We start from the raw sequence: 13,071 nt of genomic DNA on the forward strand, positions 1-13,071 counted from the left end.
TCCGGTGACCACGTACCTCCTGGCCGGCGGTGGCACCGCGGGCCACGTCAATCCGCTGCTCGCCGTCGCCGACACCCTGATGGCTCGTGACCCGGGCGCGACCGTCCTCGTCCTCGGCACCCGTGAGGGCCTCGAAGCCCGACTGGTGCCGCAGCGGGGATACGAGCTGCTGTTCGTCGACAAGGTCCCCTTCCCGCGTCGACCGGATGCCGCGGCGCTCCGCTTTCCGGCACGGTTCGCCCGCGCCGTGCGCCAGGTCCGGCACCACATCCGCGATCGCGCCGTCGACGTCGTCGTCGGCTTCGGCGGGTACGCCTCGGCGCCCGCCTACGTCGCCGCCCGCCGCACCCACGTCCCCGTGGTCGTCCACGAGGCGAACGCCAAGCCGGGGCTCGCCAACGTGCTCGGCGCGCGGGGGGCCGCGGCATCCGGTGTCGCCTTCGAGGGAACGCCGCTGCGCGGTGCCGAGGTCGTCGGGATGCCGCTGCGCCCCGAGATCGTGAACCTCGACCGCGCCGCGCTGCGCGAGGAGGCGGCTGCGGCCTTCGGGATGGATGCCGACCGGCCCGTCCTCCTCGTCTTCGGCGGATCGCTCGGGGCGGTGCGGCTGAATCGCGCCTTCGCCGATGCGTGGCAGGACGTCGTCGCGGCGGGGTGGCAGATCCTGCACGCCGCGGGGGAGCGCAACGACATCGCCGACCCCGACGACCCGTCCTACCGGATCGTGCCCTACATCGATCGCATGGACCTCGCGTTCGCCCTCGCCGACGCCGTCGTCTCGCGGTCGGGGGCGGCGACCGTGAGCGAGCTCAGCGCGCTCGGGATCCCGGCCGTCTACGTCCCCTACGCGGTCGGCAACGGCGAGCAGGCCCTCAACGCCGCGTCCGCGGTCGCGGCGGGGGCGGCGGTGCTGATCCCCGATGCCGAGCTGACCGGGGACCGCATCCGTTCGACCGTCGTGCCGCTCCTGTCCGATGCGGCGTCGCTCGAGCACATGCGCGCCGCCGCGGCGCAGGTCGGCACCCGTTCGGGGAGTGAGAACGTCGTCGGACTGATCGACCGCGCCCTGACCCGCTGAGCAGCCCGGCACAGCGCGCCGCGGCGTCCCCGCCGCCCACCCCGACCTAGACTTGTCGGGCCATGATTCGCCCCGATCTCACGCTCCCCATCCCCGCGGACATCACCGCCGCCCACTTCATCGGGATCGGCGGTTCCGGGATGTCGGGGCTCGCCGGCATGTTCCTCGATCGCGGCATCCGCGTGTCGGGTTCCGACCGCTCCGACAGCGCGGCCATGCAGGCGCTCGCGGCGCGCGGCGCGGAGGTCCACGTCGGCCACGACGCGGCGAATCTCCCCGACGACGTGGATGCGGTCGTGTTCACGGGCGCCATCTGGCCCGAGAACCCGGAGTACCTGCGTGCTCAGGAGCGGGGCGTGCCCGTGCTGCACCGCTCGCAGGCGCTGCACTGGCTGGTCGGCGGTCGTCGACTGGTGAGCGTCGCGGGCGCGCACGGCAAGACCACCTCGACCGGGATGATCGTCACGGGCCTCCGCGCGATCGGCGCCGATCCGACGTTCGTCAACGGCGGCGTCATCGCCTCCCTCGGCGTCTCGAGCGGCACCGGGTCCGACGACCTGTTCGTCATCGAGGCCGACGAGTCCGACGGCTCGTTCCTCCTCTACGACACCGCGGTCGCCCTCATCACGAACGTCGATCCCGACCACCTCGACCACTGGGGGTCGCGCGAGGCCTTCTACGAGGGTTTCGTCCGATTCGCGGATGCCGCATCCCAGGCCGTCGTCATCTCCTCCGACGACCCCGGTGCCCGCGAGGTCGCCGCCTCGCTGTCCCACCGCACCGTGGTCACCTTCGGCACGGCCGCCGAGGCGGACGTCCGCGTGAGCGACATCGTCACCGAGGGCCCGGTCTCCTTCACTCTCCACCACGACGGACGCTCGGCGTCGGGCGCCCTGAGCGTCCCCGGAGCGCACAACGCGGTCAACGCGGCCGGCGCGGTCGCCGTCCTCCTCACCCTCGGATTCGAGCTCGAGCCGGCGCTGCGCGCGGTCGAGCAGTTCGGCGGCACGATCCGCCGGTTCGAGCTGCACGGCGTCCGCGCGGGCGTGTCGGTCTACGACGACTACGCCCACCACCCGACCGAGGTCGACGCCGCCCTCGCAGCGGCGCGCACCGTCGTCGGGGAGGGACGCATCATCGCTGTCCACCAGCCCCACACCTACTCCCGCACGCAGGCCATGTACCGCGAGTTCGCGGAGGTCCTCGAATCCCGCGCCGACCACACGGTCGTCCTCGACGTCTACGGCGCCCGCGAGGATCCCGTCCCCGGGGTGACCGGCGCCCTCGTCAGCGGTGCCTTCGCCGACCAGGACCGGGTGCGCTTCGTGGCGGACTGGCAGCAGGCGGCCGAGTACACGGCATCCATCGCCCGTCCCGGCGACTACGTCATCACCCTCGGCTGCGGTGACGTGTACCGCATCATCCCGCAGGTCCTCGACGCCCTCGGGCAGGACTGACCGTGCGGCGGCCGTCCCCCCTGCCGACGACGCCGCCGGCACGTCGATCCGCCCCGACGGCGGCTCCGCAGTCGGAGCCCGTCCCGCAGCCTCGGGCGGAGCAGCCCGTGCACGATCCTGAACCGGCGGAGGAGCAGGTCACCGAGGTCATCGAGCCCTCGCGGCCGGGCCGCCTCGTCCCGTTCGCTCAGCCGGTGGCCGAGGTCGACGACGTCGGGCGCGACGAACGGACTCCGGATGCCGAGGGCGACCGCCCGCTCGGTCTGCGCGACGTCTGGGCGGCGGCCCGCGCCCGCCGGCGTGCCCTCCGCCGCGAGGTACGACGGTTCACCGTCCGTCAGCGGCGGCGTCGCTACGCGTGGCTGGCGTCGCTCGCCGCCGTCGTGCTCGTCGGGCTCGGGGCCGTGGCGACCGCCTACAGCCCGTTGTTCGCCGTCTCGAAGATCACCGTCCTGGGCACCGATCGGCTCGATCGCGGTGCCGTCGAGCAGGCGCTCGCGGGGGAGAAGGGCACCCCGCTCGCGCTCGTCGACTCCAGCGCGGTCAAGGCTGCGCTGGTCGGGTTCCCGCTCGTCGAGAGCTACTCGATCGAAGCGCGTCCGCCGCAGGAGCTCGTCGTGCGGATCATCGAACGCACCCCCGTGGGGGTGGTGTCGACGCGCGGCGCATTCTCGCTCGTCGACGCGGCCGGCGTCGTCCTCTCCACCAGCGAGAACGCGCCCGAGGGGTACCCGGTGATCGAGGCGACCGGCGGGGCCGGGTCGCGCGCGTTCCGCGCCGTGGGGGCCGTCTACCGCTCGCTCCCGGCCGACCTGCGCACGCAGGTGACGGCGATGGCGGCGACGACGCCCGACGATGTCACCCTCACGATCGAGGGGGCGGAGGTCGTGTGGGGGAGCTCCGACGACCCCGTCGAGAAGGCTCGCGTCCTGCAGGCCGCGATGACCGCGAAGCCGCCGTCCGAGGTCGACGAGTACGACATCTCGTCGCCGGACGCGGTCGTCATCCGCTGACGCGGAATCAGATCGCGCGACACGCCCACGACGCTGCGGCTGAGCGGCGCTGCGCCGCCTACGTTCGGAATCGGGAATTGCATACTCGGCAATTTTTTAAACCTCTGGTTGAGGTTGAAGGTTTGCACTCGAGGTTCAGGACGATACGGAGGCCGGCGTGAGCCAGAACCAGAACTACCTTGCTGTGATCAAGGTCGTTGGCGTGGGTGGTGGCGGTGTCAACGCCGTCAACCGCATGATCGAGCTCGGCCTTCGCGGCGTCGAGTTCATCGCCGTCAACACGGACGCCCAGGCGCTGCTGATGAGCGACGCCGACATCAAGCTCGACGTGGGCCGCGAGCTCACGCGCGGTCTCGGCGCGGGCGCCGACCCCGAGGTCGGCCGTCGTGCCGCCGAGGACCACGCCGAGGAGATCGAGGAGGCCCTCGCGGGCGCCGACATGGTCTTCGTCACGGCCGGCGAGGGCGGCGGTACGGGCACCGGTGGCGCCCCGGTCGTCGCGCGGATCGCGAAGTCGATCGGCGCCCTCACCATCGGTGTCGTCACCAAGCCCTTCTCCTTCGAGGGTCGTCGTCGCCAGACCCAGGCCGAGGCGGGCGTCTCGAAGCTCAAGGAAGAGGTCGACACCCTCATCGTGGTGCCGAACGACCGCCTGCTCGAGATCAGCGACCGCGGCATCTCCATGATCGAGGCCTTCGCCACGGCCGACCAGGTGCTGCTCGCCGGTGTGCAGGGCATCACCGACCTCATCACGACGCCCGGTCTCATCAACCTCGACTTCGCCGACGTCAAGTCGGTCATGCAGGGCGCGGGCTCCGCACTCATGGGCATCGGCTCGGCCCGCGGCGCCGACCGTGCGATCAAGGCCGCCGAACTGGCCGTCGAGTCGCCGCTGCTCGAGGCGTCGATCGAGGGCGCGCACGGCGTGCTGCTGTCGATCCAGGGTGGTTCGAACCTCGGCATCTTCGAGATCAACGACGCCGCGCAGCTCGTCAAGGAAGCCGCGCACCCCGAGGCCAACATCATCTTCGGTACCGTCATCGACGACACCCTGGGCGACGAGGTCCGGGTCACGGTCATCGCGGCCGGCTTCGACGGCGGCGAGCCCCAGGTGAAGGTCGAGCCGATCACGGCCAGCCGCCCGGCATCCGCCCCCGTGCTGCCGCCGCTGCCCGCCGACACGGTCGCGCGCGACCTCGCCGCGGCGGAGAACAGCGGACGCGAGTCGGTGTCGGTGTCGGCGCCCGCGTCGTCGTCGAGCGACTACGACTCGGCCTTCGGCGATGACGACCTCGACATCCCCGACTTCCTGAAGTAACGCCGTCGTGGATCTTCGTTCGCGGCTCGCCGACATCGACGCGCGCATCTCGGATGCCGCTCGGTCGGCGGGCCGCGATCCCGCGACGATCACGCGGATCGTCGTCACGAAGTTCCACCCCGTCGAGCTCGTGCAGGGTCTCGCTGCCCTCGGCGTCACCGACGTCGGCGAGAACCGGCAGCAGGAACTCAGCGCCAAACGCGCCGACTACGACGGCCCGGCGCTGCGCTGGCACTTCATCGGCCAGGCGCAGACGAACAAGGCGAAAGCGGTGCGTCGGGATGCCGACGCGGTGCACTCCCTCGACCGCGCGCGGCTCGCCGACGCGCTCCACGGCGCCCGCGCCGAAGGCGACGAGAGCGTGCTCGACGTCCTCATCCAGGTCAACCTCACCGACGACCCCGGTCGCGGGGGAGTCCAGCCGTCGGGTGTCGAGGAGCTCGCCGAGCACGTCGCCGCATCCTGCGCCTCGCTGCGGTTGCGGGGCGTGATGGCCGTCGCCCCGCTCGACGAGGACCCCGCCGCGGCCTTCGCCCGGCTCGCGGATCATGCCGCACGGCTGCGCCGTGTGGTGCCGGATGCCGACTGGATCTCCGCCGGAATGACCGGCGACTTCGCCGAGGCGATCGCCGCGGGTGCGACACACCTGCGCATCGGTTCGGCAATCACAGGCCCGAGGCCCCTGCACGGTTAGCCTCATCACAGACGAGCAATACGGAGGATGCGATGTCGAACCCGCTCAAGAAGACCATGGTGTACCTGGGCCTCGCCGACGAGGAAGAGGTCTACGAGGAGCCGGCTCCCCGCCGCGAGAGCCGGGAGAAGCAGGTCGAGAACAAGACCGCCCCGGTGACGCCCATCCACCGTCCAGCCGTCGTGCGCCAGCCCGCTCCGGCCACCGTGAGCGAGATCGTCACGGTGCACCCGAAGCAGTACCGCGACGCGCAGATGATCGCCGAGAACTTCCGCGACGGCATCCCCATCATCATCAACCTCTCGCAGATGAGCGATGCGGACGCCCGCCGCCTCATCGACTTCGCGAGCGGACTCTCGCTGGGTCTGTACGGCCGTATCGAGCGCGTGACGAGCAAGGTCTTCCTGCTCTCGCCCGAGAACGTCGCGGTATCCGGCGAGGGGGCGATCGCCCAGGGCGACGCCGACTCCGCCCCCTTCACGCACTGACGTCGTGTCGGCCATCGGCCTCATCGCCGGGATCCTCAACGCGCTCCTGCTCATCTACGTGCTGTTCCTCCTGGCACGTCTGGTGTTGGAGTACATCCCGATGTTCAACCGGGAGTGGCGTCCGCGCGGCGGCTGGCTCGTCTTCGCTGAGGTCGTGTTCACCGTGACCGACCCGCCGCTGAAGTTCTTCCGCCGCTTCATCCCGCCGCTGCGCATCGGTCCCATCGCGCTCGATCTCGCCTTCCCGATCACGATGCTGTGCTGCTTCGTGCTCCTGTCCGTCACGCAGGTGCTGAGCCGCGTGTGAGGTCGTCGTCGTCGCACCCACGACAGCCGCGGACTATGCTGTCGGGGTACGGCTCGCGCCTCGCGGGTCTTCGTTGACCGGCCCGCTTCCTGAGCCCCGAAAGAGGAAAGACACATGCCTTTGACTCCCGAAGACGTCGTCACCAAGCAGTTCCAGCATGTTCGTTTCAAGGAGGGTTTCGACCCGGACGAGGTCGATGACTTCCTCGACGAGATCGTCGTCGAGTGGCGCAAGACGATCGCCGAGAACGAGGAGCTGAAGGCGAAGCTCGCCGCGTACGAGTCCGGCGAGACCCCCGCTCCGGAGGCCGCCGCCCCCGCCGCCGAGGAAGAGGTCGTCGAGGAGGCCCCGGCTCAGGCCGAGCCCGTCGCCGAGACCCCCGCAGCCGGAGCGACCGCTCCCGCGGCCGCGTCCGCCGGCATCATCGAGCTGGCGCAGCGCCTGCACGACGAGCACGTCGCCGAGGGCAAGGCGCAGAAGGAGAAGCTCATCTCCGAGGCGCAGGCCGAGGCCGACGCCATCCTCAACGAGGCCCGCACCAAGGCCAAGGACGAGCTCACCCGCCTCGAGAGCGAGCGCGGCACCCTCGAGGGTCGCATCAGCGAGCTGCGTCAGTTCGAGCGCGACTACCGCGTCCAGCTGCGCGGCTTCATCGAGGAGAAGCTGCGCGATCTCGACGTCGCCGGCACCTCGGGCTCGACGCCCATCCCCGCGTCCTGACCGCTCGCACGTTGTCGAGCCGAACGTCCGCGTCGCGGACGACACTGCGCGCCGCAGCGGCCGGCACCACCATCGCGATCCTCGCGGTGCTGGTGCTGGCCGCTGACCAGTTCACGAAGTTCCTCGCTCTCGAGAACCTGCCCGAGCGGCAGGCCGTCCCGGTGCTCGGGGACTTCCTCCAGCTCTATCTGACCTTCAACCCCGGCGCGGCGTTCTCGCTCGGGGAGGGCGTCACCTGGGTCTTCACCCTCGTGCTCGCCGCCGCTGCCGTCACGATCATCGTCCTCGCCGTGACCCGCGTGCGGTCGCGGGCGTGGGCCATCGTCCTCGGGCTGCTGCTCGGCGGCATCCTCGGCAACCTGGGTGACCGACTGTTCCGCGCACCCGGGTTCCTCGTCGGGCACGTCGTCGACTTCATCCACACGCCGTGGCTCTGGTTGGGCTTCCCGTCGGCCATCTACAACGTCGCCGACTCTTTCATCGTCACGATGATGCTCGCCGTCGCGATCCTGGTCCTGCTCGGCGTCCGTTTCGACGGGTCGCGGGAGAAGGATGCCGCGGCGACGGCGGACGACGAGGCGCAGCCGGCATCCGCCGATCCCCATGCCCAGCCGTAGCCTCCCCGTCCCGGACGGCCTCGACGGCACCCGGGTCGACGCCGCGCTGGCCAAGCTGCTCGGCTTCTCACGCACGTTCGCGGCCGAGGTCGCCGAGGGTGGGGGAGTCGAACTCGACGGGCGCACCGTCGGCAAGTCCGAGAAGCTCGTCGCCGGGGGCTGGTTGCAGGTCGACTGGGAGGACAAGCGCGGTCCCGAGATCGTCCCCATCGCGGTACCCGACCTCGGCATCGTCCACGACGACGACGAGATCGTCGTCGTCGACAAGCCCGCCGGTGTCGCCGCGCACCCCTCGCTGGGATGGGAGGGTCCGACGGTCGTCGGCGCCCTCGCCGCCGCGGGGTTCCGCATCGCCACCTCCGGCGCTCCCGAGCGTCAGGGCGTCGTGCACCGCCTCGACGTGGGCACGAGCGGCCTGATGGTCGTCGCGAAGACCGAGCGCTCCTACACCGCGCTGAAGCGGGCGTTCAAGGAACGCGAGGTCGACAAGATCTACCACACGGTCGTGCAGGGCCACCCCGATCCGCTGGTGGGGACCATCGAGGCACCCATCGGCCGTCACCCCAGCCACTCGTGGAAGTTCGCGGTCACGCCCGACGGCAAGGCCTCGGTGACGCACTACGAGACGCTCGAGGCCTTCCCCCGTGCCTCGCTGCTCGAGGTGCACCTCGAGACCGGACGCACGCACCAGATCCGCGTCCACATGGCCGCCCACCGGCATCCGTGCGTCGGCGATCCCCTCTACGGAGGCGACCCGACGCTCGCCCAGCGCTTGGGGCTGACGCGGCAGTGGCTCCACGCCCACGAACTGTCATTCGCGCACCCCGCGACGGGGGAGTGGTCGACCTTCCGCTCGGAGTACCCGGCGGACCTCGCTCACGCCCTGGAAATGCTGCGCGACCACGCGTGAGCCGACTCGGCGGAAGGGGGTGCGAACGTCGGCGGCCCGCGGCATCCTGCTGTCATGACCGTCGACGTCCGCCCCGCCACCTCCTTCGACGACGTCGCGACGATGGTGGGACCGAAGCGTCCCGACGCCAACGTCTGCTGGTGCCTCACCTACCGGCTTCCGGGTCCCGAGCATCGGGCCCTCTCCGGTCCCGCACGCGGCGGGCGGGTGCGGGACCTCGTGGCGGAGGGGCCGCCCGGGGCGTCGCGGGAAGGGTATCTCCCACGCCCTGCTGGCGGGCGTGGTGGAGTTCGCGAGGTCGCAGGGTGCGCCGGCGATCGGGGGGTACCCCGTCGACGACAGGGGCGAGAAGGTCGACCTCACGATGGCCTAGGTCGGCACCCGAAGCCTGTTCGATCTGCGCTGACGGTCAGCGGCCGCCGGCGAAGCTCGCGGGGTCGTCCTCCGCGATCGCGAGCGCGATCTTCCGGACGTGGGTCTGATCGACGTCGACCAGCTCGCCGAGCCCGAACCACCCGACGTCGGTGAGTTCTCCGTCGGCGGGATGCGGCTCGCCCGAGACCCAGTCGCAGCGGAAGACGAGGTCGAGGTAGTCGACCTGGTCGCCGTTGGCGTACTCGATGCGGGGGATCTGCTGCACGGCGGCCAGTCGGGTCGCTCGGACGACTATCCCCGCCTCCTCGCGACACTCCCGGACCGCCGCGTCGGCGGGCTCCTCGCCGGGGTCGACGATGCCCGAGACGGGCTGCCACGAGCCGTTGTCCGCCCGCCGTCCGATGAGCACCTTCTCGTCACGGAAGACGATCGCGGTGACGCCGACGAGGGGGAGGGGAGCGGTGCCGATCTTCTCGCGGAGGGCGAGGACGAACTCGGGAGTGGCCATGCCGACCAGCCTAGGTCCCGTGTCGGACCCGGAACGTAGACTCGATCCGTGGCATCCGATTCCTTCGTCCATCTGCACGTGCACAGCGAATACTCGATGCTCGACGGGGCCGCGAAGATCGGCGCGATGACGCAGGCGGCAGCCGAGTACGGGATGCCGGCGATCGCCGTCACCGATCACGGCAACACGTTCGCGGCGTTCGAGTTCTACCGTGCCGCCCAGTCCGCGGGCGTCAAGCCGATCATCGGTCTCGAGGCCTACGTCACCCCGGGCACCCACCGCAGCGACAAGTCCCGCGTCGCCTGGGGCTCGCCCGACCAGAAGAGCGACGACGTCTCGGGTTCCGGTGCCTACACCCACATGACGATGTGGAGCCAGAGCACGGAGGGGATGCACAACCTCTTCCGGCTCAGTTCGCTCTCGAGCATCGAGGGCTACTACTTCAAGCCGCGCATGGACCGCGAGCTGCTGCAGACCTACGGCAAGGGACTGATCGCCACGACCGGCTGCCCGTCGGGGGAGGTGCAGACCCGCCTGCGTCTCGGGCAGTACGAGGCGGCCCGTGCCGCGGCCGCAGAGTTCCAGGACATCTTCGGCAAGGAGAACTACTTCGCCGAGATCATGGACCACGGGCTGTCGATCGAGCGTCGTGTCATGACCGACCTCATCCGGCTCTCGAAGGACCTCGGCATCCCGCTCGTCGCGACCAACGACTCGCACTACACGCATCAGCACGAGGCCGACGCGCACGCCGCCCTCCTCTGCGTGCAGTCCGGCTCGACCCTCGACGACCCGAACCGTTTCAAGTTCGACGGCGACGGGTACTACATCAAGACGGCCCAGGAGATGCGGCAGCTCTTCCGCGACCACCCCGAGGCCAGCGACAACACGCTCCTCATCGCCGAGCGCTGCGAGGTCGAGTTCAACACCTCCGCCAACTACATGCCGCGCTTCCCGGTGCCCGAGGGCGAGACCGAGGACAGCTGGCTGATCAAGGAGGTCGAGGCCGGCCTCCACTACCGGTACCCCGACGGCATCCCCGACCGGGTGCGCAAGCAGGCGGAGTACGAGACCGGCATCATCCTCCAGATGGGTTTCCCGGGGTACTTCCTCGTCGTCGCCGACTTCATCAACTGGGCCAAGGACAACGGCATCCGCGTCGGTCCCGGCCGCGGTTCCGGTGCCGGTTCGATGGTCGCGTACGCCATGCGCATCACCGACCTCGACCCGCTCGAGCACGGTCTGATCTTCGAGCGGTTCCTCAACCCCGACCGCGTCTCGATGCCCGACTTCGACGTCGACTTCGACGACCGTCGCCGTGGCGAGGTCATCGACTACGTGACCGAGAAGTACGGCTCCGAGCGCGTCGCACAGATCGTCACGTACGGCACGATCAAGTCGAAGCAGGCGCTGAAGGATGCCGGTCGTGTCCTCGGCTTCCCCTTCTCCATGGGCGAGCGGCTCACCAAGGCCATGCCGCCGCCCGTCATGGGCAAGGACATGGAGCTCGGCGGCATGTTCGACCCGAAGCATCCGCGGTACAAGGAGGCGAGCGAGTTCCGCTCGCTCATCGACACCGATCCCGAGGCGAAGACCGTCTTCGACCGCGCGATCGGCCTCGAGGGCCTGAAGCGGCAGTGGGGTGTCCACGCGGCCGGTGTCATCATGTCGAGCGAACCGCTGATCGACATCATCCCGATCATGCGCCGCGAGCAGGACGGCCAGATCGTCACGCAGTTCGACTACCCGTCGTGCGAGACCCTCGGGCTCATCAAGATGGACTTCCTGGGGCTCCGCAACCTCACGATCATCTCCGACGCCCTCGACAACATCCGCAGCAACCGCGGCGAGGAACTCGACCTCGAGCACCTCGAACTCGACGACCGCGCCGCGTACGACCTGCTCAGCCGCGGCGACACGCTCGGCGTCTTCCAGCTCGACGGCGGCCCGATGCGCTCGCTCCTGCGCCTCATGAAGCCCGACAACTTCGAGGACATCTCGGCCGTCATCGCGCTGTACCGACCGGGTCCGATGGGCGCGAACTCGCACACCAACTACGCACTGCGAAAGAACGGCGTGCAGCCGATCACACCCATCCACCCCGAGCTCGAAGAGCCGCTGCGTGAGATCCTCGACACGACCTACGGCCTGATCATCTATCAGGAGCAGGTCATGGCGATCGCGCAGAAGGTGGCCGGCTTCTCGCTCGGTCAGGCGGACATCCTGCGCCGCGCGATGGGCAAGAAGAAGAAGTCCGAGCTCGACAAGCAGTACGAGGGCTTCTCGGGCGGCATGAAGGAACGCGGCTTCGGTGAGGCAGCGATCAAGGCCCTCTGGGACATCCTGCTGCCGTTCTCCGACTACGCCTTCAACAAAGCCCACTCCGCCGCCTACGGCCTCGTCTCCTACTGGACCGCGTACCTGAAGGCCCACTATCCCGCCGAGTACATGGCCGCGCTCCTCACGAGCGTCGGCGACTCGAAGGACAAGATGGCGGTGTACCTCAACGAGTGCCGCCGCATGGGCATCCGCGTCCTCCCGCCCGACGTGGGGGAGTCGATCCGCTACTTCGCGGCCGTTGGTGAGGACATCCGCTTCGGTCTGGGCGCCGTCCGCAACGTCGGCAGCAACGTCGTCGACGGCATCGTCGCGGCGCGGGCCGACGGTCCCTACACGAGCTTCCACGACTTCCTCGCAAAGGTCCCCGCCCACGTCGCCAACAAACGCACGGTGGAGTCTCTCATCAAGGCCGGCGCGTTCGACTCGCTCGGCTCGACGCGGCGCGCGCTCATGGAGATACACGAGGACGCCACCGAGCAGGCCGTGCTCGACAAACGGCGCGAGGCCAATGGCGAGGTCGGCTTCGACTTCGACAGCCTGTGGGGCGACGACGAGCCGCAGCAGGTCGCCCGCGTCCCGGAGCGTCCCGAGTGGACCAAAAAGGACAAGCTCGCCTTCGAACGCGAGATGCTCGGGCTCTACGTGTCGGACCACCCGCTCGCCGGGCTCGAGATCCCGCTCGCCAAACACGCGTCGACCTCGATCCACGACCTGCTCGTCTCCGAGGACATCTCCGACGGCGACATCGTCACGATCGCGGGCCTGGTCACCAGCGTGCAGCACCGCGTCGCGAAGCAGAGCGGCAATCCGTACGGCATGATCACCGTCGAGGACTTCGACGGCGAGGTGACCGTCATGTTCATGGGCAAGACGTACACCGAGTTCCAGTCGATGCTGCAGGCCGACTCGATCCTCGTCGTGCGCGGACGCGTCTCGCAGCGCGACGACGGGCGCAACCTCCACGGGCAGTCCGCGTTCGTCCCCGACCTCGGATCGGTGGATGCCGCCGGCCCGCTCGTCCTCCTGCTCCCCGAGCACCGGGCGACCGAGACGACGATCGGTCAGCTCGCCGCCGTCCTCGACCGGCATCCGGGCAGCACCGAGGTGACCCTGAAGCTCCACCGCGGCGGCGTCGCGAAGGTCTTCGAGGTGCCCGCGCAGGTGGGCGTGACGGTCGACCTCTACGGCGAGTTGAAGGGTCTGCTGGGACCCCAGTGTCTCGGCTGAGTCGTCCACAGCCCGCGGG

12 protein-coding genes and 1 pseudogene are annotated in these 13,071 nt (G+C 69.9%); 12 read left to right on the plus strand and 1 reads right to left on the minus strand.

Going from position 1 to position 13,071, the window contains the following annotated elements; genetic code table 11:
• Positions 1–4: 4 nt before the first annotated feature.
• From ACPEH2_RS09985 to ACPEH2_RS10035, 11 genes and pseudogenes are all read left to right on the plus strand, one after another.
• Positions 5–1,078 (plus strand): UDP-N-acetylglucosamine--N-acetylmuramyl-(pentapeptide) pyrophosphoryl-undecaprenol N-acetylglucosamine transferase, encoded by a 1,074-nt coding sequence (locus ACPEH2_RS09985; RefSeq protein ID WP_359919227.1) that lies wholly within the window; start codon positions 5–7, stop codon positions 1,076–1,078.
• A 62-nt stretch (positions 1,079–1,140) separates the two neighbouring features.
• Positions 1,141–2,535 (plus strand): UDP-N-acetylmuramate--L-alanine ligase, encoded by a 1,395-nt coding sequence (murC, locus tag ACPEH2_RS09990; protein ID WP_217531282.1) that lies wholly within the window; start codon positions 1,141–1,143, stop codon positions 2,533–2,535.
• A gap of 107 nt (positions 2,536–2,642) precedes the next feature.
• Positions 2,643–3,548, plus strand: coding sequence for a cell division protein FtsQ/DivIB (locus tag ACPEH2_RS09995; RefSeq protein ID WP_308210382.1), 906 nt, complete (start codon positions 2,643–2,645; stop codon positions 3,546–3,548).
• Between the two features lie 157 nt (positions 3,549–3,705).
• Positions 3,706–4,866: a cell division protein FtsZ gene (gene ftsZ / locus ACPEH2_RS10000; RefSeq protein WP_064002337.1), complete on the plus strand. Its 1,161-nt coding sequence runs from the start codon at positions 3,706–3,708 to the stop codon at positions 4,864–4,866.
• A 7-nt stretch (positions 4,867–4,873) separates the two neighbouring features.
• Complete coding sequence (locus ACPEH2_RS10005; RefSeq protein ID WP_311283532.1) at positions 4,874–5,560, plus strand: YggS family pyridoxal phosphate-dependent enzyme; 687 nt, start codon at positions 4,874–4,876, stop codon at positions 5,558–5,560.
• Between the two features lie 32 nt (positions 5,561–5,592).
• Positions 5,593–6,048 (plus strand): cell division protein SepF, encoded by a 456-nt coding sequence (locus ACPEH2_RS10010; protein ID WP_064002335.1) that lies wholly within the window; start codon positions 5,593–5,595, stop codon positions 6,046–6,048.
• 4 nt (positions 6,049–6,052) lie between these two features.
• Positions 6,053–6,355, plus strand: coding sequence for a YggT family protein (locus tag ACPEH2_RS10015; protein ID WP_359919230.1), 303 nt, complete (start codon positions 6,053–6,055; stop codon positions 6,353–6,355).
• A 114-nt stretch (positions 6,356–6,469) separates the two neighbouring features.
• Positions 6,470–7,075: a DivIVA domain-containing protein gene (locus tag ACPEH2_RS10020; RefSeq protein WP_359919232.1), complete on the plus strand. Its 606-nt coding sequence runs from the start codon at positions 6,470–6,472 to the stop codon at positions 7,073–7,075.
• Between the two features lie 11 nt (positions 7,076–7,086).
• On the plus strand, positions 7,087–7,692 hold the full coding sequence (gene lspA, locus ACPEH2_RS10025) for a signal peptidase II (RefSeq protein ID WP_217531287.1): 606 nt from the start codon (positions 7,087–7,089) through the stop codon (positions 7,690–7,692).
• Positions 7,679–8,602 (plus strand): RluA family pseudouridine synthase, encoded by a 924-nt coding sequence (locus tag ACPEH2_RS10030; RefSeq protein WP_359919234.1) that lies wholly within the window; start codon positions 7,679–7,681, stop codon positions 8,600–8,602. Before lspA ends, ACPEH2_RS10030 begins: the two co-directional genes overlap by 14 nt.
• Positions 8,603–8,656: 54 nt before the next feature.
• Positions 8,657–8,972 (plus strand): annotated as a pseudogene (locus ACPEH2_RS10035) (GNAT family N-acetyltransferase); the annotation flags it as partial.
• A 39-nt stretch (positions 8,973–9,011) separates the two neighbouring features.
• Here ACPEH2_RS10035 and ACPEH2_RS10040 read toward each other — a convergent pair.
• Positions 9,012–9,485, minus strand: coding sequence for an NUDIX hydrolase (locus ACPEH2_RS10040; protein WP_217531290.1), 474 nt, complete (start codon positions 9,483–9,485; stop codon positions 9,012–9,014).
• Positions 9,486–9,533: 48 nt separating this feature from the next.
• On the opposite strand from ACPEH2_RS10040, the gene dnaE reads away from it, so the two are divergent.
• Positions 9,534–13,052: a DNA polymerase III subunit alpha gene (gene dnaE / locus ACPEH2_RS10045; protein ID WP_359919236.1), complete on the plus strand. Its 3,519-nt coding sequence runs from the start codon at positions 9,534–9,536 to the stop codon at positions 13,050–13,052.
• Positions 13,053–13,071: the final 19 nt, after the last annotated feature.

Origin of the sequence: Microbacterium sp. NPDC064942, assembly GCF_049545525.1 — a bacterium.
In the GTDB taxonomy this organism is placed as follows: domain Bacteria; phylum Actinomycetota; class Actinomycetes; order Actinomycetales; family Microbacteriaceae; genus Microbacterium; species Microbacterium gawkjiense.

Coding starts and splice junctions, on each gene's coding strand:
- murC (WP_217531282.1), top strand. CDS start 1,141: ATGATTCGCCCCGATCTCACGCTCCCCATCCCCGCGGACATCACCGCC.
- ACPEH2_RS10010 (WP_064002335.1), top strand. CDS start 5,593: ATGTCGAACCCGCTCAAGAAGACCATGGTGTACCTGGGCCTCGCCGAC.
- ACPEH2_RS10030 (WP_359919234.1), top strand. CDS start 7,679: ATGCCCAGCCGTAGCCTCCCCGTCCCGGACGGCCTCGACGGCACCCGG.
- ACPEH2_RS10040 (WP_217531290.1), bottom strand. CDS start 9,485: ATGGCCACTCCCGAGTTCGTCCTCGCCCTCCGCGAGAAGATCGGCACC.
- ACPEH2_RS10020 (WP_359919232.1), top strand. CDS start 6,470: ATGCCTTTGACTCCCGAAGACGTCGTCACCAAGCAGTTCCAGCATGTT.